This is a genomic window from Pseudomonas sp. S06B 330 (assembly GCF_002845275.2).
Classification (GTDB): domain Bacteria; phylum Pseudomonadota; class Gammaproteobacteria; order Pseudomonadales; family Pseudomonadaceae; genus Aquipseudomonas.
In genome coordinates, this window is record NZ_CP088149.1 from 5266007 (window position 1) to 5287457 (window position 21451).

At 60.0% G+C, this 21451-nt stretch carries 18 protein-coding genes and 1 riboswitch; of the genes, 4 read left to right on the forward strand and 14 right to left on the reverse strand.

Annotation, left to right across the window (positions count from 1 at the left end; translation table 11 throughout):
* Positions 1–22: 22 nt before the first annotated feature.
* Positions 23–1237, reverse strand: a complete 1215-nt coding sequence (gene serB / locus CX511_RS23765) for a phosphoserine phosphatase SerB (RefSeq protein ID WP_045182121.1) — start codon at positions 1235–1237, stop codon at positions 23–25.
* 135 nt (positions 1238–1372) lie between these two features.
* Between serB and CX511_RS23770 the strand changes: the two genes are divergently transcribed.
* On the forward strand, positions 1373–2863 hold the full coding sequence (locus CX511_RS23770; RefSeq protein WP_101292008.1) for a HAMP domain-containing protein: 1491 nt from the start codon (positions 1373–1375) through the stop codon (positions 2861–2863).
* A 551-nt stretch (positions 2864–3414) separates the two neighbouring features.
* Here CX511_RS23770 and CX511_RS23775 read toward each other — a convergent pair.
* From CX511_RS23775 to CX511_RS23815, 9 genes are all read right to left on the reverse strand, one after another.
* On the reverse strand, positions 3415–4122 hold the full coding sequence (locus tag CX511_RS23775) for a PqiC family protein (protein WP_045182117.1): 708 nt from the start codon (positions 4120–4122) through the stop codon (positions 3415–3417).
* A 176-nt stretch (positions 4123–4298) separates the two neighbouring features.
* Positions 4299–6557: a DNA topoisomerase IV subunit A gene (parC, locus tag CX511_RS23780; RefSeq protein WP_045182115.1), complete on the reverse strand. Its 2259-nt coding sequence runs from the start codon at positions 6555–6557 to the stop codon at positions 4299–4301.
* A gap of 10 nt (positions 6558–6567) precedes the next feature.
* Positions 6568–7086 carry a retropepsin-like aspartic protease family protein gene (locus tag CX511_RS23785; protein ID WP_045182113.1) on the reverse strand — a complete coding sequence of 173 codons (519 nt, stop codon included), beginning with the start codon at positions 7084–7086 and terminating at the stop codon, positions 6568–6570.
* The gene (locus CX511_RS23790) at positions 7083–8069 is read right to left on the reverse strand and encodes an esterase-like activity of phytase family protein (RefSeq protein ID WP_101293801.1); all 987 of its coding nucleotides are present in this window, start codon (positions 8067–8069) and stop codon (positions 7083–7085) included. The genes CX511_RS23785 and CX511_RS23790 overlap by 4 nt, the downstream gene beginning before the upstream one ends.
* Entirely contained in the window at positions 8066–9970 is a 1905-nt protein-coding gene (gene parE / locus CX511_RS23795; protein ID WP_101293800.1) for a DNA topoisomerase IV subunit B, read from the reverse strand. Before parE ends, CX511_RS23790 begins: the two co-directional genes overlap by 4 nt.
* A 36-nt stretch (positions 9971–10006) precedes the next feature.
* A complete protein-coding gene (locus tag CX511_RS23800; protein WP_101293799.1) occupies positions 10007–10615 on the reverse strand; it encodes a YqiA/YcfP family alpha/beta fold hydrolase in 609 nt (202 codons plus the stop codon).
* 104 nt (positions 10616–10719) lie between these two features.
* Positions 10720–11535: a 3',5'-cyclic-AMP phosphodiesterase gene (gene cpdA, locus CX511_RS23805; protein WP_045182105.1), complete on the reverse strand. Its 816-nt coding sequence runs from the start codon at positions 11533–11535 to the stop codon at positions 10720–10722.
* An 84-nt stretch (positions 11536–11619) separates the two neighbouring features.
* Entirely contained in the window at positions 11620–12072 is a 453-nt protein-coding gene (locus tag CX511_RS23810; RefSeq protein ID WP_045182103.1) for a DUF1249 domain-containing protein, read from the reverse strand.
* Entirely contained in the window at positions 12063–12680 is a 618-nt protein-coding gene (locus CX511_RS23815; RefSeq protein ID WP_045182101.1) for an NUDIX domain-containing protein, read from the reverse strand. Before CX511_RS23815 ends, CX511_RS23810 begins: the two co-directional genes overlap by 10 nt.
* A 183-nt stretch (positions 12681–12863) precedes the next feature.
* On the opposite strand from CX511_RS23815, the gene CX511_RS23820 reads away from it, so the two are divergent.
* Positions 12864–13610, forward strand: a complete 747-nt coding sequence (locus CX511_RS23820; RefSeq protein ID WP_045182099.1) for an RsiV family protein — start codon at positions 12864–12866, stop codon at positions 13608–13610.
* Here CX511_RS23820 and cytX read toward each other — a convergent pair.
* Both cytX and thiC read right to left on the reverse strand, forming a co-directional pair.
* Entirely contained in the window at positions 13579–14871 is a 1293-nt protein-coding gene (gene cytX / locus CX511_RS23825; RefSeq protein WP_045182433.1) for a putative hydroxymethylpyrimidine transporter CytX, read from the reverse strand. The genes CX511_RS23820 and cytX overlap by 32 nt on opposite strands.
* A 150-nt stretch (positions 14872–15021) precedes the next feature.
* Positions 15022–16911: a phosphomethylpyrimidine synthase ThiC gene (thiC, locus tag CX511_RS23830; protein WP_101293798.1), complete on the reverse strand. Its 1890-nt coding sequence runs from the start codon at positions 16909–16911 to the stop codon at positions 15022–15024.
* A 157-nt stretch (positions 16912–17068) separates the two neighbouring features.
* A riboswitch (TPP riboswitch) is annotated at positions 17069–17173 on the reverse strand.
* A 142-nt stretch (positions 17174–17315) separates the two neighbouring features.
* Between thiC and CX511_RS23835 the strand changes: the two genes are divergently transcribed.
* A complete protein-coding gene (locus CX511_RS23835) occupies positions 17316–18749 on the forward strand; it encodes a TolC family outer membrane protein (protein WP_045182096.1) in 1434 nt (477 codons plus the stop codon).
* 60 nt (positions 18750–18809) lie between these two features.
* On the opposite strand, the gene waaA is transcribed toward CX511_RS23835, so the two are convergent.
* Positions 18810–20078 carry a lipid IV(A) 3-deoxy-D-manno-octulosonic acid transferase gene (gene waaA, locus CX511_RS23840; protein WP_045182094.1) on the reverse strand — a complete coding sequence of 423 codons (1269 nt, stop codon included), beginning with the start codon at positions 20076–20078 and terminating at the stop codon, positions 18810–18812.
* A gap of 14 nt (positions 20079–20092) precedes the next feature.
* Entirely contained in the window at positions 20093–20983 is an 891-nt protein-coding gene (locus CX511_RS23845; protein WP_101293797.1) for a LysR family transcriptional regulator, read from the reverse strand.
* 85 nt (positions 20984–21068) lie between these two features.
* Between CX511_RS23845 and CX511_RS23850 the strand changes: the two genes are divergently transcribed.
* Complete coding sequence (locus tag CX511_RS23850; protein ID WP_045182091.1) at positions 21069–21401, forward strand: DMT family transporter; 333 nt, start codon at positions 21069–21071, stop codon at positions 21399–21401.
* Positions 21402–21451 lie beyond the last annotated feature (50 nt).

The window sequence follows — 21451 nt, forward strand, 5'->3', positions numbered from 1 at the left end:
CTGGCTAGTACGGCCTCGCTTTTCAGACCCGGCCGTCGCGATCGCGAAAGCCCAGCAAGTACAGCACACCATCCAGACCCAAGGTCGAAATAGCCTGCTTGGCCGACTGTTTGACCAGTGGTTTGGCCCGGAAGGCCACGCCCAAGCCAGCAATGGCCAGCATCGGCAGGTCATTGGCTCCATCACCCACGGCGATGGTCTGCTCCATCTGCAGTCCTTCCTTGCGCGCCAGCTCGCCGAGCAGATCAGCCTTGCGCTGGGCGTCAACAATCGGCTCGACCGCCACACCGGTGACTTTACCGTCGACCACTTCCAGCTCGTTAGCAAAGACGTAGTCGATACCTAGCTTGGCCTGCAGCTGCTTGGCAAAGTAGGTGAAGCCGCCAGACAGGATTGCGGTCTTGTAGCCCAGACGCTTGAGCTCGGCAAACAGCGTTTCGGCGCCTTCAGTCAGGCGCAGCGAAGCGCCGATTTCGTCCAGCACGCCGACGTCCAGCCCCTTGAGCAAGGCCAGGCGTTCTTTGAAGCTGGCACGGAAGTCCAGTTCGCCACGCATAGCCCGTTCGGTGATTTCCGACACCTGCTCGCCTACTCCGGCAGCCTTGGCCAATTCGTCGATCACTTCGGCTTCAATCAGCGTCGAGTCCATGTCGAACACCGCCAGGCGACGGTTACGACGGAACAGCGAGTCCTGCTGGAAGGCGATATCGACATTCAGCTCCTGCGCCACACTGAGGAACTCGGCGCGCAAGGCCTGCGGATCCGCCGGTTCGCCACGCACGGAGAACTCGATGCAGCCCTTGCCCTGTTCGACCGGCGTATCCAATGCCACGCGACCGGAAAGGCGATCGATGTGGTCGATGTTCAGCCCATACTTGGCAGTAATCGAACTGACCCGCTGCAATTGTTCAGCCGTAACCTTACGGGTTAGCAAGGTCACGATGTGACGGGCCTTGCCCTGGCCTTCAACCCAACTCTGGTAGTCGGCTTCGGAAACGGGAGTGAAACGGACCTGTTGATCGAGTTCGTAGCCCGCAAACAGAATATTTTTCAGTACCGATGAAGCCTTCTCGGTATCCGGGATTTCCACCAGAATGCCAAAGGACAGGGTGTCATGAATCACCGCCTGACCGATGTCGAGGATGTTCACACCACCCTGGGCCAGAACGCCTGTGATGGCCGCAGTAAGACCCGGACGGTCCTCACCAGTGATGTTAATCAGAACGATTTCGCGCAAGACGGGCTCCGACTCGTAGAAAAAAAGTGCATTCTACCGATTTTCGCTGACCATCGGGCGCAGTGGATGCTTTGCCGGTCCTTGAGCGCTCGCTATACTGCGCAGCAACTTCTCCGACATAAAGAGCCGCGCTCTGTGAACCGGCCCACGCCCGTTAAGACTGACAACTTCTTCCTGCTGATTTTTCATGCTCTGCGCCAACGCCGTGTGCCGCTTGCGCTGCGGATCGCCTGCCACAACGTGCTGCTGGTAGCACTGGCCCTGGTGATCTATGCCTGCGTGATGGGTTTGCAGTTCAAACAGGCCATGCATGAACAAGCCGATGCCCTGGGGCAGAGCCTGACCACGCAGACCGCTACCTCGGCAACCGAGCTGCTGGTGTCCAACGACATCCTCAGCCTCAATGTGCTGCTGGGTAATTTGGTGAAGAACCCACTGGTTGCCCATGCGGCCATCTACAGCGTCGACAACCGGATCCTGGCCGAAGCTGGCCAGCGCCCGAAAAACGGCCTGCTGGGTGAGGCCGAAGGCCTGTACCAAACCAAAATCACCTTCCAGGACGTGACGGCCGGGCAACTGCGCATCAGCCTGGACATGAGCCAGTTCCAGCAGCCACTGACCATCAGCCTGCAGAGCATGGGCATTCTCGCCGGAATCCTGTTGGCCCTGGCCTTGGCCATGAGCCTGCGCCTGGGGCGTTACATCTCCACGCCGCTGCTGCAACTACGGGTCTGGCTACGGGACATCAACGAGTTCACCCCGGCCACGGAGCGTCAGGACGAAATTGGTGACCTGGCTCGCCAGCTGCATACGCGCTTCGCTCCACCGCCGCGGGAAGTCGAGCCGGAGCCGGAAGAGCTGGAGGAAGACGAAACCGAGTTCGAAGTGCGAAATTTGCGCGATCCGAGTTTTGACGAACAGCCTGCGGTGGCCAAGGTCAGCAAGCCTGTCACCGCCGACGATGAACACGATGACGCGTTTGCCGACCTGATCGACGACGAAGCGCACAGCGCCCCACGCCCTGCCCCACAGCCGATCAATCGCGAGCCGCAGGCCAGTGCGGTACTGGCCGTACAGCTAGGGTCCCAGGAACAACTTCGCCGCCTGCCTCGGGCCCGTCTGACCGAGCTACTGGAGCGCTACCGCGACTGCCTCGACCAGGCCGCCTCGCTGTATGAAAGCGAAGTCCACACCCTTAACGACGGCAGCACACTGATGCTGTTCAACAGCGAGGACAGTGGAGAGGACTACCTGACCAATGCCATTTGCTGTGGTGAGTTGTTGCGCGCGCTGGGGCACGCCCTGCAGATCGAAGTGGCCGACAGCGGCATCACCTTGCAACTGCAACTGGGCCTGGTGCTGGGTGAAGACCTGCATGGCCTGAGCCAGATTGATCTGTTGCTGACCGAGAAGGCTCAGGACGCCCTGGCCCTGTCGCAACACAGCCGCAACCTGCTGCTGGTTGAACGCAAGATCAGCGACGATGCCCTGATTCGCCAGCGTGCTCGGATTCGTCCGATTGCCAGCCCTGAGGGTGCCTGCTGCGTCGAGCGCCTGATGGAGCCTTACCCGTCCATGCTGGAGCGCCAGTTGGCACGGATGCACGAGCGCCGGATCAAGAGCTGATCCCTGACGACGAAAAGGCCCGCAGCGATGCGGGCTTTTTTATGGTTGTTCACGGCGTCCGCGATTTCAGCAAGCCGAGTGGCGGTGTAAGACAGCAGCACCACTTGCTGTAGCCGCTGCCGAGGCACGAGGCTGCGATCGACTGCGTAGCAGTCGCAACGCAGGCACCTCGTTGGATCTGGTATCTCGCGGTTTCTGATTTTGCGGCCGTTTCACGCCCGATCGCAACCTCACGGCAGCGGCTACAAGGGCCGTGCCCACAAAAAAGCCCGCAGCGAGGCGGGCTTTTTTATGGTTGTTCACGGCGTCCGCGATTTCAGCAAGCCGAGTGGCGGTGTAAGACAGCAGCACCACTTGCTGTAGCCGCTGCCGAGGCACGAGGCTGCGATCGACTGCGTAGCAGTCGCAACGCAGGCACCTCGTTGGATCTGGTATCTCGCGGTTTCTGATTTTGCGGCCGTTTCACGCCCGATCGCAACCTCACGGCAGCGGTTACAAGGGGCGCGCCCACAAAAAAGCCCGCAGCGATGCGGGCTTTTTTGTGGTGCTGCTTAGAAGCGGAACACTTCCATATCAGTACGAATCGGTGTTGCCAGTGGAATCTTCGGCTTCTCCGGCCCTTTACGCACCTGCACCGGCGCAGCCCTCTTCGGCGACTCTTCAGCAATCGCTGGCTGATTGGCCAAAGGCTTGAGGGCAATACTCAGCTGTTCAGCGAGTTTTTGCAGCAACTGGCCCTGGGCCTGAACTTGTGCCGCTGCGCTACCCGCATGCTGCTGTTCGAGGTGAACGATGCGGTTGTCACGGACCTGACCACGGCGATCGAGCAGTCGCCACTGGGCATCGAGGATCGCTGGCTGGTTGGTACCGGAGTCCAGGCGGGTGATCGACAGCAGCACCTGTACGTCCGGGGTAAAACCGGTATTGCCGGGTGCCAGGACCACACGCTGGCTGTCCAGACGCCAGGCCAGCTGACGGACCAGCAATTGATCGATGTCCGCCGACAGGCTACCAGCCCAACGGCCATCAGTCGCTGCGGTCAGGCTGCCATCGGACTGGCGCTGCAGTAGGGTCTCGCGCTGCAAGTAGTCAGCTACCGATACCGGGCCGAGTACCACAGCCATGCCCGCGCTTTGCTTGGGTTGGCCAGGCTCACCGCTGTCGAGCTGATACAGGGAAACCGGCTGGTGCATGCTGCAACCGGCCAGACCGAGTATGCCGCTCATCAGCAAAACAAACGGAAGGCGCAGAAATTTCATCATCCCATCCAGGCGGCTGCCACAAGGCTAACCGCAGTGATACTCATATAGATTCATACGGGCGCACAGCCACGCTGGCACCGCAAGGGCCCTATCATCCGCGAAATAACGGCCCGACTCCAGTGTTTAAGCCCCGAACGGGCGCTAAATTACCGATTCGGGGCCGCTACGCCGGCTTATGCGGGATTTTCCACCAACAATGCGTCGACTCGCTGGAAGCCGCGCGGCAGTTTGTTACCGCGACGGCCTCGCTCGCCTTTGTAATGTTCCAGGTCATCGGCCTTAAGTGACAGCGTACGCTTACCGGCTTGCAACACAAGCGTTGCGCCATCGGCAACTACTGCCAGATCGGTGACGAATTCTTCGCGACTGGCGACCCGGTCACCAGGAATGCCGATGATTTTATTACCCTTTCCTTTACCCAGCTGTGGCAGGTCGCTGATTTTGAAGATCAGCAGACGACCTTCGGTCGTCACCGCTGCCAGCCAGTTCTGCTCGCGATCTGCCACTGCACGTGGAGCAATGACCTTGGCGCCGTTGGGCAAGCTAAGCAGCGCCTTGCCAGCCTTGTTCTTAGCCTGCAGATCTTCGCCTTTGACCACGAAGCCGTAACCGGCGTCGGAGGCGATGACGTACAACGCGTCGTCTTCAGGCAACAGCACACATTCAAAGACCGCACCTGGTGGCGGTGTCAGCCGCCCGGTCAGCGGTTCGCCCTGACCCCGAGCTGACGGCAAGGTGTGCGCGGCCACCGAATAGCTACGTCCAGTGGAGTCGATGAACACGGCAAACTGATTGGAACGCCCAGCCGCGGCGGTCTTGAAACCGTCACCGGCCTTGTACGACAGGCCCGTGGCGTCGATGTCGTGCCCCTTGGCACAACGCACCCAGCCTTTTTCCGACAGCACCACCGTAACCGGCTCGGTCGGCATCAATTCATTTTCCGACAACGCCTTGGCTTCTGCTCGCTCGACAATCGGCGACCGACGGTCATCACCATAGGTTTCGGCATCTTTGATCAGCTCGGAACGCACCAGTTTGCGCAGCTTGCTTTCACTACCCAGCAGCGCGGTCAGCTTGGCTTGTTCCTTGGCCAATTCATCCTGCTCGTTGCGGATCTTCATCTCTTCCAGCCGTGCCAATTGGCGCAGGCGGGTTTCAAGGATGTACTCGGCCTGGGTTTCGGTGAGGTCGAAACGGGCAATCAAGGCGGCTTTGGGGTGTTCCTCAGTACGAATGATGTGGATCACTTCATCCAGGTTGAGGAAAGCCACCAACAAACCTTCGAGCAGGTGCAGGCGGCGCTCGACTTTATCCAGGCGGAATTTCAGCCGGCGACGCACGGTCTGTACACGGAATTCAAGCCATTCGACCAGCAGCGCCCGCAGGTTCTTCAACTGCGGGCGACCATCCAGGCCGATGATATTGACGTTGACCCGGTAGCTGGACTCAAGGTCGGTGGTGGCAAACAGGTGCTGCATCAACTCGTCGAGGTCGACCCGGTTGGAACGGGCGATGATCACGATCCGGCAAGGGTTTTCGTGGTCCGACTCGTCACGCAGGTCAGCCACCATCGGCAGCTTTTTGGCCTGCATCTGTGCGGCGATCTGCTCCAGCACTTTGGCCCCGGAGACTTGGTGCGGCAAGGCAGTGACGACGATATCGCCATCTTCAATGCGGTAGACCGCACGCATGCGCACCGATCCGCGACCGCTTTCGTAGATCTTCAACAGCTCTGAGCGCGGCGTGATGATCTCAGCTTCAGTCGGATAGTCCGGCCCCTGGATATGCTCGCAAAGCTGTTCAATGGTGGCCTTGGGCTCGTCCAGCAACCGCACACAGGCGCTGGCGACTTCACGCAAGTTGTGCGGAGGCACATCAGTGGCCATGCCCACGGCGATGCCGGTGGTGCCATTGAGGAGGATGTTGGGCAAACGCGCTGGCAGCACCGCCGGCTCATCCAGGGTACCGTCGAAGTTCGGTACCCAGTCGGCGGTGCCCTGACCCAGTTCGCTGAGCAGCACTTCGGAATAACGAGACAGGCGCGCCTCGGTATAACGCATGGCGGCGAACGACTTTGGATCGTCCGGTGCACCCCAGTTGCCTTGACCGTCAACCAATGTGTAGCGGTAGCTGAATGGCTGGGCCATCAGCACCATTGCTTCATAGCAGGCCGAGTCGCCGTGAGGATGGAACTTACCGAGCACGTCACCAACGGTTCGCGCCGACTTCTTGTGCTTGGAGTCGGCATCCAGGCCCAGTTCGCTCATGGCGTAAACGATGCGTCGTTGCACTGGCTTCAGGCCGTCGCCGATATGCGGCAAGGCACGGTCCATGATCACGTACATGGAATAGTTGAGGTAGGCCTGTTCGGTGAAGTCAGCCAGTGACCGGCGCTCTACGCCATCGAGGCTGAGATCAAGGGAGTCGCTCATGCGGGCCTCATCATTTCAGGTTCTGGCGCAGTAGCAAGGTGCCGCTGCGCTGGGTAAATTCGAGTTGTTTCAGGGCACTCATGCCCAGCAATACCTGTTCGCCATCCAGCCCCGGCACGACCAGAGCGCGCACCTCGCGCAGAAGGATGTCGCCCAGTTGCAGCGTCTCCAGACGCGTGCGATAGCCTTGAGTACGGCCGTTGGCGGTACTCAACATCACCGGAGCACCGCGTTCAAGCGCGAGCTTGGCTGCCAAGCCCTCGGGAATCGCCACATCAGTAGCGCCGGTGTCGAGAAGAAAATGTACTGCCTGGCCATTGATCTGGCCATCGGCGACGAAGTGGCCTTGGCCATTTCCTGCCAGTTGCACTTCAATAAAGCCTTCACCGTGCTCAGAGCGCACCTGAGCATTGGGGTTGGCCTGACGTTGTTCCCAATCGCCAAAAAAACGTGTGGCCAGAAACAACCCTGCAGCCCACGCCAAGACCAGCAGCACCCTGCCCGCACGCTTTCCAGCGGGCTGACTCACGGCTTGGCACTCCAACCGTCGACCGGTGCAGCAAAACGCCAGACAATTGGACGCGATTCGCCGTCTTTACGGGTTGCGCTGTTATTGTCCAAGCCAATCCAGGCACCTTCGGCATCAATCACCAAGGCCTCGGCCAAACCAAACGGCTGTGAGTACAAGCGGGGCTCGGCCAATGCGCCCTCGGCATACGACCAGCAACGCTCAACCTTGGCGCTGGTCAGATGACGGCGGCAGATCCGATGGGCATTACGTTCCAGGGTGAAGAGTTTGTCGTTGAACAGGGCCAAGTCGGCGAAGTCCCGCGGTAGCGCCCTTGCCCCCGGCATTTGCGGCGGCTGCATCTCGACCCCGGCCTCACTGAGCAATACACAGCCATTCGCGCAATTCCAAACCGTTTGTTGACGGCTGATCAACAGCAGGCCACGGCGCTCACGTTCGGCCGCCAGCCAGATACGATCACCGGTAGGGCTCACCGCCAAGCCTTCGAACAAGGCATTGAAATGCAGAAGCATGCCACTGGCACGAGCCTGACGGACCATACTCGGGTCAATTTTCAACCAGTTCGGCTCACCCTCGACCGGTACCTGCAGTACGGCAGCATGGGCTTCGCTGACCACATAACGATTGCCGGCGGCGTCGCAACTGATGCCTTCAAAATCCAGATCGCCACCACGGACCTGACCAACAGCCCAGGTTCGCGAACGAATACCCCAGGGCAAGCCACTCTCCGGAACCGGCGGAGCCACCAACGGCACCGATTCGGCCTGCCATACCGGCTGTTTGGTGTTCAGGCGGTACAACAGGTCGTCATCACGGTCGGAAATCGTCCACAGTTCACCTTTGCACAGAGCCAGACCCGACAGATTGCCACCGCGCATACCTTCAACCGGATGTTCGGCGACAAACTTCAGCTCCGGCCACGGCGCTGCCTGCACTGACAGGGCAAAAACACCAAGGACTGCGGCCAGAAGCGTACGAATCAAACCAGTACCTCGGCCAGATTACCCTTGGACTCCAGCCAGTTCTTACGGTCACCCGCACGTTTCTTGGCCAGGAGCATGTCCATGATCTCGCGGGTGCCATCCAGATCATCCAGCGTCAACTGAACCAGGCGCCGGGTATTCGGGTCCATCGTGGTTTCACGCAGCTGAGGCGGGTTCATTTCACCCAGGCCTTTGAATCGGGTGACCTGCGGTTTGCCCCGTTTTTTCTCAGCGACCAGCCGATCGAGAATGCCATCACGCTCGGCCTCATCGAGGGCGTAATAGATTTCCTTGCCCAAGTCGATACGGTACAGCGGCGGCATCGCCACATAGACATGCCCAGCCTCGACCAAGGGCCGGAAATGCTGGACAAACAGCGCGCAGAGCAACGTGGCAATGTGCAGACCGTCGGAGTCGGCGTCGGCGAGGATGCAGATCTTGCCGTAGCGCAACTGGCTCATGTCAGCGGCACCCGGATCAACGCCAATGGCTACGGCGATGTTATGCACCTCCTGGCTAGCCAGGACTTCACCACCATCGACTTCCCAGGTGTTGAGGATCTTGCCGCGCAGCGGCAGGATCGCCTGAAACTCTTTGTCGCGCGCCTGCTTGGCCGAACCGCCGGCGGAGTCACCTTCGACCAGGAACAGCTCAGCACGCATCGGGTCTTGCCCGGCACAGTCCGCCAGTTTGCCCGGCAAAGCCGGCCCCTGGGTCACACGCTTGCGTTCGACCTTCTTGCTGGCCTTGAGGCGGCGCCCGGCGTTGCTGATCGCCAGTTCTGCCAGTTGCATGCCCAGCTCAGGGTGCGCGTTGAGCCATAGGCTGAAAGCATCCTTGACCACACCGGAGACGAATGCAGCGGCTTCACGGGACGACAACCGCTCCTTGGTCTGCCCGGAGAACTGCGGCTCCTGCATTTTCATCGAGAGCACGAAGGTAATGCGCTCCCAGACGTCCTCGGGCGCCAGCTTGACGCCGCGCGGCAACAGGTTGCGGAACTCACAGAACTCGCGCATGGCATCGAGCAGGCCCTGACGCAGGCCGTTGACGTGCGTACCGCCCTGGGCCGTAGGGATCAGGTTGACGTAGCTTTCCTGAACGCTATCGCCGCCTTCAGGCAGCCACAATAGGGCCCAGTCGACGGCTTCCTTATTACCCGCCAGGCTGCCGCAGAACGGCTCGTCGGGCAGGCGCTGGAACTCACTGACCGAGTCGACCAGATAGGAGCGCAGACCGTCTTCGTAGTGCCATTCGACCTTTTCGCCACTGGCCTTGTCTTCGAAGCTGACCAGCAGCCCCGGGCACAAAACCGCCTTGGCCTTGAGCACGTGCTTGAGGCGACTGATGGAAAATTTTGGCGAATCGAAATACTTCGGGTCCGGAGCAAAATACACACTGGTGCCGGTATTGCGCTTGCCGACCGTACCGACGACTTCCAGCTCGCTGGCTTTGAAGCCATCGGCGAAGGTCATCTGGTACTCGTTGCCATCACGCTTGACCTTGACCCGAACCTGGGTGGACAAGGCGTTGACCACGGAAATACCAACGCCGTGCAAACCACCAGAAAACTGGTAGTTCTTGTTGGAGAACTTGCCGCCGGCGTGCAGCTTGGTGAGGATCAGTTCAACGCCGGAAACACCCTCTTCCGGATGGATATCCACCGGCATACCGCGACCGTCATCGGACACTTCCAGCGAGTGGTCGGCGTGAAGAATTACCTGGACCGACTTGGCGTGTCCGGCCAGGGCTTCGTCGACACTGTTGTCGATAACCTCTTGGGCCAAGTGGTTCGGCCGGCTGGTGTCGGTGTACATGCCCGGGCGTTTGCGCACCGGGTCAAGGCCCGAGAGGACTTCGATGGCGTCTGCGTTATAGGCACTAGCGCTGGGAATGGCCATGGGGTCTCGTCGTCAGTCGTGGGTGAAAATAAGTCATCAAAATACAGAAAAATCGAGCGATTGATACTGCTGTGGGGCAATCCCGGCAAAGCTCAACAAGGCCGGCAGTCGCTCGGCAAAACCTTGGAAACTATGATCGCCGCCGGCCTGGATGCGCAATGCACAGGCCCGATAGAACTGCTCGGCCCGGCGATAGTCCAGGGTCTCATCGGCGGTTTGCAGCCAGACTTGATAGCGTCCGGCGTCCGTAGGCGGGGCAACTTCAAGTTCGGCCAGGGCCTGCACGTGATCGTGGGTCAGTTCCCAGGTTTCACCGGTGTAGTGGTTCTGCTGAGGCCCCAGGTAACCATCGAACATCTGGTGCGGGTTGACCGCTGGGTTGATCAGCAGCGCCTTGAGCCCGTGGCGCTCGGCCAAGTGGGTGGCATAGTAGCCGCCGAGCGAGCTGCCGACCAGTAATGGCGATTCGAGCTCGGCAATGGCGGCTTCAAGCTGAGCAATGGCCTGGCGTGGGTGATGATGCAACGCCGGTACGCGCAGGCGCTCACCCAGGCCGACCTGCTGCATCACCGCGACCAATTGGCAGGCTTTCTGCGAAGAAGGCGCACTGTTGAACCCGTGAATATAGAGAATCGAACCTGACATGCCGCCCCCAAATGCCCCTGAACCGCCTGGCGCTGCCAGACAGGAAAGCGCGCATTTTAGCCTGTTCGACGGCAGATGGAGCGTTTTCACCCATTCAGCAACATTTAATAGCCATCGCCCGCATAATCGATCGTGAAAGCGAAGTCACTCACTCGCGACACCCCGGTGTCAATCGAACCCTCCGCATGCAGGCGTAGCCAGCGATAGCCCGGGGCCTGCTCACCGACCTTGAAGTCTTCACTACCTGGCTCGAACTGGATACAGGTGGAAGGTGAGGCTAACAGTCGCACTGCGTTGCGCTGCTGGTCCCATTCCTGATGGATATGGCCCCAGAGCAAGGCCCTGACCTGTGGATAACCGTCCAGCACGGCAAACAGTGCCTCGGCATTACGCAAACCGATCGGCGCCATCCAGGCACAGTCGATGGACACTGGCTGATGGTGAAAGCAGATCAGGTGGTGACGCTCAGGCGCGTCGCTCAAGGACTGTTCGAGCAATGCCAACTGGCCCTCATCAAGTACCCCTGGGACCGATCCCGGCACCGCCGAGTTGAGCATCAGAATCCGCCAGTTGCCGATATCGAGCACTGGGTTCAACAGATCCGTACCTTGTGCCGCCTTTTCCATAGGCAGCGGCTCGTCGTGGTTACCCGCTAGCCAGCGCGCCGGGGCCCTCAGGCTTGCTGTCAGCTCACGAAAACATGCGTAAGACTCTTCTGAGCCATCCTGCGACAAGTCGCCAGTGGCCAGCAGCACATCAACCCGTGGCTGCTCCTCTCGCACCGTGTCGATTACCCGCTGCAGGCTGTCGCGAGTATTCATGCCCAACAGTGTGCCTTGCGCGTCGGCAAACAAATGGCTGTCGGTCAGTTGCACCACATACACCGGTGCGTCATTGGCAGGGATCGATTGTTGCGGCAAGGGCCGACTCCTTGAACGGATTCAGCACGATTATGGCGGCAAGCGGCATGTGAGCAAATACTCGAAAACGACCGCTGTCACATTTCAGCGAACGACAGCCAACTCATGGCCACAGGCCAGGCAGTGACTCAGCCATTCACCCAGGAACAAGTTGAGCTGGGCTTTCTCGTCGGGCTGGTGCATCGCCGCGTTGGGATAGGGGTAAATGCTGCGAAAACGCCGGGCGTGTTCGGCACTGACCACTTCGGCCATACGCGCATCGTGGTACACCTGCACCTCCAGTTGCGGCACTGGCAGCCACGGCAGGCTGTGCTCCTGGCGCACGCGCAGGGTGGTTGTATACGGACAGGCAAGGACCACATCAAGGACAAGGACTCCCAGCATCTGATCACCCTGGGTCATGCCGATGCGGCGCGAACTCATGGCACTGCGCATGTCCGGCAACAAGCGCATCAAGCGCGCATAGTTGGCCTCGCAGGCTGCCTGCAAGCCGACCAGATCGACCCGGTAGCGTTCGCGCAACAGATTCACGACCATAGCCCCCTGACTTCATCCCGATTCAAAGCCAGCCATTGCAAGGCAATTATGGATGCCGCATTGGCGATCAGCCCATCGCGCACGGCCTGCAAGGCGTCTTCGAACGCCCAGACCTTGACGCGAATATCTTCACCTTCTTCCTCCAGCCCGTGCAGACCGCCTGCCCCAACGCTGCTGCACTGACCCAGATACAAGTGGACAAACTCATCGCTGCCACCGGGCGATGGGAAATACCGCGTCATCGGCCACAGCGCTTTGAACACAAGCCCAGCTTCCTCCTGCGCCTCGCGGTGCGCAACTTCTTCCGGTGCTTCATCTTTATCGATCAGACCAGCGACCAGTTCAATCAACCACGGGTTGGCGACCTTGCCCATCGCACCAACGCGAAACTGCTCGATCAGCACCACTTCGTCACGCACGGCGTCGTACGGCAACACGCACACCGCATCGTGGCGCACAAACAGCTCGCGACTGATCTCGCGGCCCATGCCGCCAGCGAACAGTTCGTGGCGCAGGCGAACCCGATCGAGCTGGTAAAAGCCCTTGAAGCAGTTCACCCGCTCGACGATTTCAACGTCCGTGGGCACAGGTTTAAGCGTGTCTGACATGGGAATCCTCATAACTCGTGTACTGCATCGCGCCATCCTAACCTGCGCATCGCCACGTTTCACCCCTTTAAAGTTGCAGGCTGGGCTGCGAGGATAGGCAGCCTGCTGATATTCAGCTTAGTGGCGAACTGAAGGCCTTGCCGACGGTCCAAGCCCGATTACCTTTGCCTGACAAGGATCATCATGACGCTTGTGAAATTGACTGCCGTGGCCGTGCTGGCCCTGGTTCTGGGCGCCTGCCAAAGCCTGTTCCAGCCCAACATGCGCACCCCGCTGGAGGTCAAACGCGACCGCTGGGAGCACATCAAGCCCGGTTGCAACACGGCTGAATGCCCTCTGGTCAACATCGACACCATTCACTTCCCGGCCAATCCAAAACTGGACGCTATCGTCGAGAAACGTCTGCTGCAGATGACCCAGGATAACCAGAACAGTGCCCTGCCGAGCTCGCTCAAGGCCTACGAAGATCAGTTCATGGCCAGCGCCGAACCTCGCCATAGCAGCTACTTGCAAGCCAAGGTACGCGAGCAGCATGACGGACTGGTGATCATCGAGTTGTCCAGCTATCTGGACACTGGCGGTGCCCATGGCATGCCGGGGCGCGGCTTCATCAACTACTCGCGCCAGCAAGACAAAGTCCTGACCCTGCAGGACATGCTGGTACCGGGCCAGGAGGCGACCTTCTGGAAGACCGCCGAGGAAGCCCACAAGGGCTGGCTGATCCGCACCGGCATGGACAAGGACGCCGAATTCATCAAGAACTGGCCGTTTCAACAGACGCCACACATTGCCCTGACCTATGGCGCGGTAGTGCTCAAGTACGAAGTGTATGCCATCGCCCCGTATTCCATGGGTCACATCGAACTGAAGATCCCCTACCCACGCCTGAACGGGGTGATCAAGCCGGAGTTGTTTCCCGGTCGCGGCTGACCGACGGCGCTGCCAACCAGTACACGCACCCTGCCAGCAGCAACGCCGGCAGGGTCGAGCCGACATCGGCAGCATAGTGGGCCAGTACATGGTAAGTGGCGACACCGCAGGCCCAGGCCAGCAGGGCACGCCAATGCAGGCTATGGATCGGGCTGCTATCACTGCGGCGGCGACGCACGATGAAGTGGTCCACCAGTACTACGCCGAACAGCGGGGCGAATACCGAGCCGATCAGCAGCAGAAAGTTCTGGTACTGCGCCAGCGGCGCGAAACAGGCAATCAGGGTACACAGTACGCCAAGCGCCAAGGCCAGGTGTTCGACCTTCAGACGTACTAAAAAGCCTGTGGAAACGGCAGCCGAATGAATGTCGGCAAAGGCCTTTTCCGATTCATCGAGCAGAATCAGCAGCAGTGGAATCCCGATACCGGCGCCCGCCAGGGCCAACAGCAAGGTATTGACCTCGCCCGCCGGGGCAAACGCCAAGGTGTAGGCCACGCCCAAACTCATCATCCAGATATTGCCGGCGAAATAGCCCAGCGCCGTGCCGATAAATACCCGGCTGCCATGGCGGCTGAAGCGTGAATAGTCTGCAATTAACGGTAGCCACGACAACGGCATGGCGATGGCAATGTCGATACCCACCGCCAGCGACATCGAGCCATCACCGGCACGCGCCCAAAGGGCGGCGAGATCGGCCTTGGCAAACAGGTTCCAGGTCAGCCACAGGCAGGCACCAAGCAATAGCCAGATACCCCATTTGCGCAGGATCTTGCGCACGAAGGTCAATGGCCCGCTGACTGCCAACAGGGTTGCCAGGGCGCCGAAACACAGGGTCCATAACAGCGGGTTGGTCAGTACGCTGCCCTCACCAAAGGCGCGGGCGCCAAGCAGGCTGGCAGCATCACGCATGACGATGATTTCGAATGAGCCCCAACCAATCAGTTGCAGCAAGTTGAGCAGCGCTGGCAGGCGTGCACCATCGCGGCCAAGACTACGGCGCAAAGCTGCCATGGACGACATGCCGGTGTCGCTACCGATAACGCCGACTGCCGCCAGCAGCAATACACCTACGCTGGTACCGAGGATGATCGCCAACACGGCATTGGCCAGCCCCAGACCTGGACCGAGCAAGGCGCCGGTCTGCAAGACCATTAGGCCAATGCCAAGTGAGAACCAAAGGGAACAGAGATCGCGACCGCTAAGGACGCGCTGCTGATTGCTGACCGGGTGGTCTGGGGAGAATTGGCTGGGTGTGCTCACAAAGGTGGTCTCGACAGGGAGAAGATTATTGTTGTTTCGGGCCCTTTCGCCGGCAAGGCCAGCCCCCACAGGGCCCAGCAAACAAGGCGCATGTGGGAGCCAGCCTTGCCGGCGATACGGTGTGCAGGGCACACCGCTGATACAGCCCAGTCAGACTTTCTTGTACAACTGACTGCCTTCCTGGCGGAACCGTTCGGCCTGCTCACGCATGCCATCCTCGACCGCCACATCCACCGCATCAATGCGCTGGTTGGCCGCGTACTCACGCACTTCCTGGGTGATTTTCATCGAGCAAAACTTCGGCCCGCACATCGAGCAGAAGTGCGCGACCTTGGCCGAATCCTTGGGCAGGGTCTCGTCATGGAATGCCCGCGCGGTATCCGGGTCCAGGCCGAGGTTGAACTGATCTTCCCAACGGAATTCGAAACGCGCCTTGGACAAGGCATTGTCACGAATCTGCGCGCCCGGGTGGCCCTTGGCAAGGTCGGCGGCATGGGCGGCGATCTTGTAGGTGATGATCCCAGTCTTGACGTCATCCTTGTTCGGCAGGCCCAGATGCTCCTTGGGTGTCACGTAACAGAGCATGGCGCAACCGAACCAACCGATCATCGCCGCACCGATACCGGAGGTGATGTGGTCGTAACCCGGGGCGATGTCGGTGGTCAATGGACCAAGGGTATAGAACGGCGCCTCGTCGCAGCACTCAAGCTGCTTGTCCATGTTCTCCTTGATCAACTGCATCGGCACGTGCCCAGGGCCTTCGATCATGCACTGCACGTCGTGCTTCCAGGCGATCTTGGTCAGCTCGCCAAGGGTTTCCAGCTCACCGAATTGCGCTTCGTCGTTGGCATCGGCAATCGACCCCGGACGCAGTCCGTCGCCGAGCGAGAAGCTGACGTCATAGGCCTTCATGATTTCGCAGATTTCGTCGAAATGGGTATAGAGGAAGTTCTCTTTGTGATGCGCCAGGCACCACTTGGCCATGATCGAACCCCCACGGCTGACGATGCCGGTGACCCGTTTGGCGGTCAGCGGTACGTAACGCAACAGCACTCCGGCATGAATGGTGAAGTAGTCCACACCTTGCTCGGCCTGCTCGATCAGGGTGTCGCGGAACAGCTCCCAGGTCAGGTCCTCGGCAACGCCATTGACCTTCTCCAGGGCCTGATAAATCGGAACGGTACCGATCGGCACTGGCGAGTTGCGGATGATCCACTCGCGGGTTTCATGGATGTGCTTGCCGGTGGACAGGTCCATGACCGTGTCTGAGCCCCAGCGGATACCCCAGGTCAACTTGGCCACTTCTTCTTCGATCGACGAACCCAGGGCACTGTTGCCGATGTTGCCGTTGATCTTCACCAGGAAGTTGCGGCCGATGATCATCGGCTCAAGTTCGACGTGGTTGATGTTGGCGGGGATGATCGCGCGACCGCGGGCGATTTCCTCACGGACAAACTCGGCGGTGATTTCCTTGGGAATGCTGGCGCCAAAGCTATGACCTGGATGCTGCTGGTTCAGCAGGCCTGCGGCGCGGGCCTCCTGCAACTTCATGTTCTCGCGGATGGCAACGTATTCCATCTCGGCGGTGATGATGCCTTGACGCGCATAGTGCATCTGGCTGACGTTAGCGCCGACCTTGGCCCGGCGTGGGTTACGCACGTGGGCGAAACGCAGCTTGGTCAGCTCGGCATCGGCCAGGCGCTGCTGACCGAAGTCCGACGACAACCCGGCCAGGCGCTCGGTGTCACCACGGGCATCAATCCAGGCGGAGCGCACATCGCCAAGGCCTTTACGCACATCAATGACGACGGATGGATCGGTGTAAGGGCCGGAAGTGTCGTAGACCAGCACGGGCGCGTTGGCTTCACCACCGAAGTCGGTCGGCGTATCGTCCAGGCTGATTTCACGCATCGGTACACGGATGTCCGGGTGCGAGCCTTCGACATAAATTTTGCGCGAACGGGTGAACGGCTGTACGGACTGTTGATCGACCTGGGCCGACTCACTCAAATTGGTAAGGTATTTTTCTTGTTTACTCATCACAGGCTCTCCAGACGGCTTCCTAGCAGTGGAATGTCGGGGAGAACCTGAAAGGCACGGACGCACCATGAGTGGTGCTGTGCCAAATGCGCGGTGATGCCTGCAGCTGTAGAAGCTGGCTCGACATTCCCGGACCTGACACAAGAGACTCGCCGGGAAAGCGAGAAATCTTGTTCCCTACGCAGGCGCTAACCTGATCAGGTTCAACGGGATCCGGATTATCCGATCTCAGCCTCAACGCAAGGCACCCCGACAAGAACGCGCTCAGTCTAGACTGGACTTAACCGCAAAGCCAATAGTACAAACACGGGCACGATAAATGGCGCAAATGGCAGATTGTTGCAAAGTGTCTGCGCATCTACACTCTCCGGCTCAGAAACACTCAATTGTTCAAGGATCGCCCTATGCTGCGCAAACTTTCACTGGCCCTTGCCGTGTCTTGTGCTACCAACGGAATGGCCTGGGCAGCAGACGTGCCCTTGTCAGCGAAAACCGATCTGGTCAGCGTTTACCAGGAGGCCGTGGACAACAACGCCGACCTCGCCGCCGCCCGCGCCAACTATGGCGCACAAAAGGAAGTGGTACCCCAGGCCCGTGCCGGCCTGTTGCCAAATCTCTCGGCCGGTGCCGAGATGTTGAATTCCCGGACCAAAATCGACGATCCATCGATCACCTCCAACCGCAGCGGTAATTCCTGGTCTGCGACCCTGGCTCAACCGGTCTTTCGCGCCGATCGCTGGTTCCAGCTGCAGGCCGCCGAGGCCGTCAACGAACAAGCTGCGCTGGAGCTGTCGGCCACAGAGCAGAACCTGATCCTGCAAAGTGCCGAGAACTATTTCGCCGTCCTGCGTGCTCAGGACAACCTGGCATCGACCAAAGCGGAAGAAGCCGCGTTCAAACGCCAACTGGACCAGTCCAACGAGCGTTTCGATGTGGGGCTTTCGGACAAGACCGACGTCCTGCAATCCCAAGCCAGTTACGACACCGCGCGGGCCAACCGGATTGTGGCGCAGCGCCAGGTCGACGACGCTTTCGAAGCCTTGGTCACCCTGACCAACCGCGACTACAACGCGATCCAGGGCATCCGCCACACCCTGCCGGTGCAGGTACCAGTGCCCAACGACGCCAAGTCCTGGGTGGAAACCGCCGGCAAACAGAACCTCAACCTGCAGGCGACCAACTACGCCGTCAGCGCCGCCGAAGAAACCCTGCGCCAGCGCAAGGCCGGGCACGCACCCACACTGGATGCGGTAGCCCAATACCAAAAAGGTGACAACGATAACCTCGGCTTCACCAACCCCAACCTCACTGGGCAAAACTACAGCGGTGACGTCGAGCAGACGACGATTGGCCTGCAGCTGAACATTCCGATCTACAGTGGCGGCTTAACCAGTTCGCAAGTACGCGAGGCGTACCAGCGCCTGAGCCAGAGCGAACAGCAGCGTGAAAGCCTGCGTCGCCAGGTGGTGGAAAACACCCGCAACCTGCACCGCGCGGTCAACACCGACGTTGAACAAGTGCAGGCGCGCAAGCAGTCGATCATATCCAACCAGAGTGCCCTGGAAGCCACTGAAATCGGTTATCAGGTTGGTACTCGCAACATTGTCGACGTGCTGGATGCCCAGCGCCAGCTGTACACCTCGGTGCGTGACTACAACAACACCCGCTACGACTACATCCTCGACAATCTGCGCCTGAAGCAGGCGGCGGGCACCCTGAGCCCACAGGACCTGACCGACCTGAGCCGCTACCTGAAGCCGGACTACAACCCGGACAAGGACTTCCTGCCACCTGATCTGGCAGCGGCGGCACAGGCCAACTTCAACGCTCGCCCCTAAAAGTCTTGCTTGGACAGTTGTAGCCGCAGCCTGACGGCAGCGGCTACAAATCAATAGCGCTTATATCAAGCGCTCCAATCCGTCCAACAACCGCTGCAACGCCCCCTGATTCGCCTTCATCACCGCCCGCCCCGCATCACCCATACGCTGGGCATCCTGTGGCAATTCGATCAAGCGCCGCACTTCTGCCGCCAGCCCTTGAGCGTCATCGACCTCCTGCAACGCCCCGGCCTCACGTAACATCGCCGCGATTTCCAGAAAGTTGAACAGGTGCGGGCCGCTCAGCACCGGCAACGACAACGCTGCGGGTTCCAGTAGGTTGTGACCACCATTGGGCACCAGACTGCCACCGACAAAAGCGATGTCGGCCAAGGCATAAAGAAACAGCAACTCACCCATGGTGTCGCCGAGCAACACTGACGTGTCAGCCGTTACTGGCTCACCAGTGGAGCGACGAACCGTCGCCAGTTGCTGACGGCACAACGCGAACACACTGTTGAAGCGCTCTGGATGACGTGGCACCAGGATCAGCAAGGCATCGGCATGGTGCTCGAGCAGTTGCCTGTGTGCGGCGAGGATCACTTCATCTTCGCCCTCATGGGTACTGGCGGCAATCCACAGCGGGCGCTGGCTTGCCTGCCATTGCGCACGCAGGTCACGGGCGCGTGGCAGCAGGTGCTCATCGATGCTCAAGTCGAACTTGATCGAGCCGGTCACCTGCACGCATTCGGGTCGAGCACCTAACTGGAGGAAGCGCTGCGCCTCGGTTTCGGTTTGCACCGCAATCAGGCTCATCTCAGCCAGCATCGGCCGAGTCAGGCCGGCAAAGCGCGCATAGCCTCGTGCCGAGCGCTCCGACAACCGCGCATTGGCCAGCGCTACCGGAATGCCGCGCTTGGCGCACTGGTGGATATGGTTGGGCCACAGCTCGGTTTCCATGATCACTGCCAGCTTCGGCTGAAGGTGATCGAGAAAACGCCCCGCCGCCCAAGGCAAGTCATAGGGCAGGTAGCAATGCTGGATCCGCGGCTCATCGGCAAACATCGCCCGCACGCGCTCAGAGCCGGTTGGGGTCATGCAGGTAACAGTGATCGGCAGCTGTGGATAAGCCTGCAGCAGGGCACGGATCATCGGTGCAGCGGCAATACTTTCGCCGACGGACACCGCATGCACCCAGATACCGCCTGTGCGCATGGCGGGCAGATTGATGGCGAAGCGTTCGCCAATACGCTGGGCATAGGCCGGGGCCTTGCGTGAACGCAGGAACAGGCGCAGCGCAACCAGCGGCAGGCCCAGGTGAAACAGCAGGGTATAGAGTGTTCTGTTCATGGCGCCAAAGTGTACTAGCCAATCGCTCGCAAGTGCACTGCGAAGCGCTCGGCCAACCACTGCGCTGCAGGCCCCAGAGGCTCATCACGTCGCCAGACCAATTCCACCACCAGTGCCGGTGGCGTCCACTCGCAGCTCAGTTCTACCATCTGCGCATGGTAGGTCGGGTATTGCACCACATGACGCGGCAACCAGGCCCAACCCAGGCCACGCATCAACAGCTCGGCCATGGCGTAGAAACTGTCGGCGCGCCAGATCTGCGGACTGATCGGCTCACCACCGGGGTAATCGCTTTGCTGTGGGGCAATCAATAACTGCCGGTGACGCGCCAATTGCTGACGATTGACCTTGCCCAACTGCGCCAGGGTATGGTTGACGGCGCAAACGGTGACCATCTCCACGTGCCCCAATGCACGGCGCTCCAGCGCTTGCGGCATACGTTCATGGTGAAACAGCAACCCCAAGTCTGCGCGGCGCTCGACCAGCTTGCGGGCGACATCACCCTGGGCACCGCTGGCCAGTTGCACTTCAAGCATGGGGAAGTGCTGGGCCAACTCATCCAGACTATCGATGACCGGTTGATAGGGCATGGCTTCGTCCTGGGCAACACGCAACTGCGCTTCTTGCCCGCGCATCAGTGCCAGCGCCCGACCGTCCAGACGCTCGCATTGACGCAACAACTCGCGAGCATCTTCCAGCAGGGCCGTGCCGGCTTCGGTCAATCGCGGTTGGCGACCACTGCTGCGCTCGAACAGCGTTACGCCCAGGTCTGCCTCAAGCAGAGCAATCGCATTGCTCACCGCCGACTGCGCCTTGCGCTGGGCGCGAGCCACGGCCGAAAACGAGCGTTGCTCAGCGACGTGAACAAACAGCCGAAGCTGCTCCAGGTTCCACTGTTCTGCCATGTAACCTATCTCCAAAAAAGATAGGTAATGACTTTACCCCATCCAGGCTTGCTCTAAAATGCCCAGCCAGAACAGAGGAACCACCATGAACGCCTACACCTACCTGGCTATCGCCATCTGCGCCGAAGTCATCGCCACCGCTTCGATGAAAGCCGTCAAAGGCCTGAGCACGCCGCTGCCACTGCTGCTGATGGTCTGCGGCTATGCCGTGGCGTTCTGGATGCTGACCCTGGTGGTGCGCAGCATTCCGGTGGGGATCGCCTACGCTATCTGGTCGGGCCTGGGCATTGTCTTGATCAGCGTCGCCGCGCTGGTGATTTACGGGCAGAAGCTGGACATTCCGGCCATGCTCGGCATGGCCATGATTGTCGGCGGCGTGGTGGTGATCCAGGTGTTCTCGAAAACCGCCGGCCATTGATTCCGCTCACAGGCTGTATACTGGGCTTCTGTCCAAGCTTGTGAGGTGCA

What these genes read in the sequence shown, in the direction of transcription:
- CX511_RS23775 (WP_045182117.1), bottom strand. Translation starts at nt 4,122, where the DNA reads ATGAAATTTCTGCGCCTTCCGTTTGTTTTGCTGATGAGCGGCATACTC.
- parC (WP_045182115.1), bottom strand. Translation starts at nt 6,557, where the DNA reads ATGAGCGACTCCCTTGATCTCAGCCTCGATGGCGTAGAGCGCCGGTCA.
- parE (WP_101293800.1), bottom strand. Translation starts at nt 9,970, where the DNA reads ATGGCCATTCCCAGCGCTAGTGCCTATAACGCAGACGCCATCGAAGTC.
- CX511_RS23800 (WP_101293799.1), bottom strand. Translation starts at nt 10,615, where the DNA reads ATGTCAGGTTCGATTCTCTATATTCACGGGTTCAACAGTGCGCCTTCT.
- CX511_RS23810 (WP_045182103.1), bottom strand. Translation starts at nt 12,072, where the DNA reads ATGGTCGTGAATCTGTTGCGCGAACGCTACCGGGTCGATCTGGTCGGC.
- CX511_RS23815 (WP_045182101.1), bottom strand. Translation starts at nt 12,680, where the DNA reads ATGTCAGACACGCTTAAACCTGTGCCCACGGACGTTGAAATCGTCGAG.
- CX511_RS23820 (WP_045182099.1), top strand. Translation starts at nt 12,864, where the DNA reads ATGACGCTTGTGAAATTGACTGCCGTGGCCGTGCTGGCCCTGGTTCTG.
- thiC (WP_101293798.1), bottom strand. Translation starts at nt 16,911, where the DNA reads ATGAGTAAACAAGAAAAATACCTTACCAATTTGAGTGAGTCGGCCCAG.
- CX511_RS23835 (WP_045182096.1), top strand. Translation starts at nt 17,316, where the DNA reads ATGCTGCGCAAACTTTCACTGGCCCTTGCCGTGTCTTGTGCTACCAAC.
- waaA (WP_045182094.1), bottom strand. Translation starts at nt 20,078, where the DNA reads ATGAACAGAACACTCTATACCCTGCTGTTTCACCTGGGCCTGCCGCTG.
- CX511_RS23845 (WP_101293797.1), bottom strand. Translation starts at nt 20,983, where the DNA reads ATGGCAGAACAGTGGAACCTGGAGCAGCTTCGGCTGTTTGTTCACGTC.
- CX511_RS23850 (WP_045182091.1), top strand. Translation starts at nt 21,069, where the DNA reads ATGAACGCCTACACCTACCTGGCTATCGCCATCTGCGCCGAAGTCATC.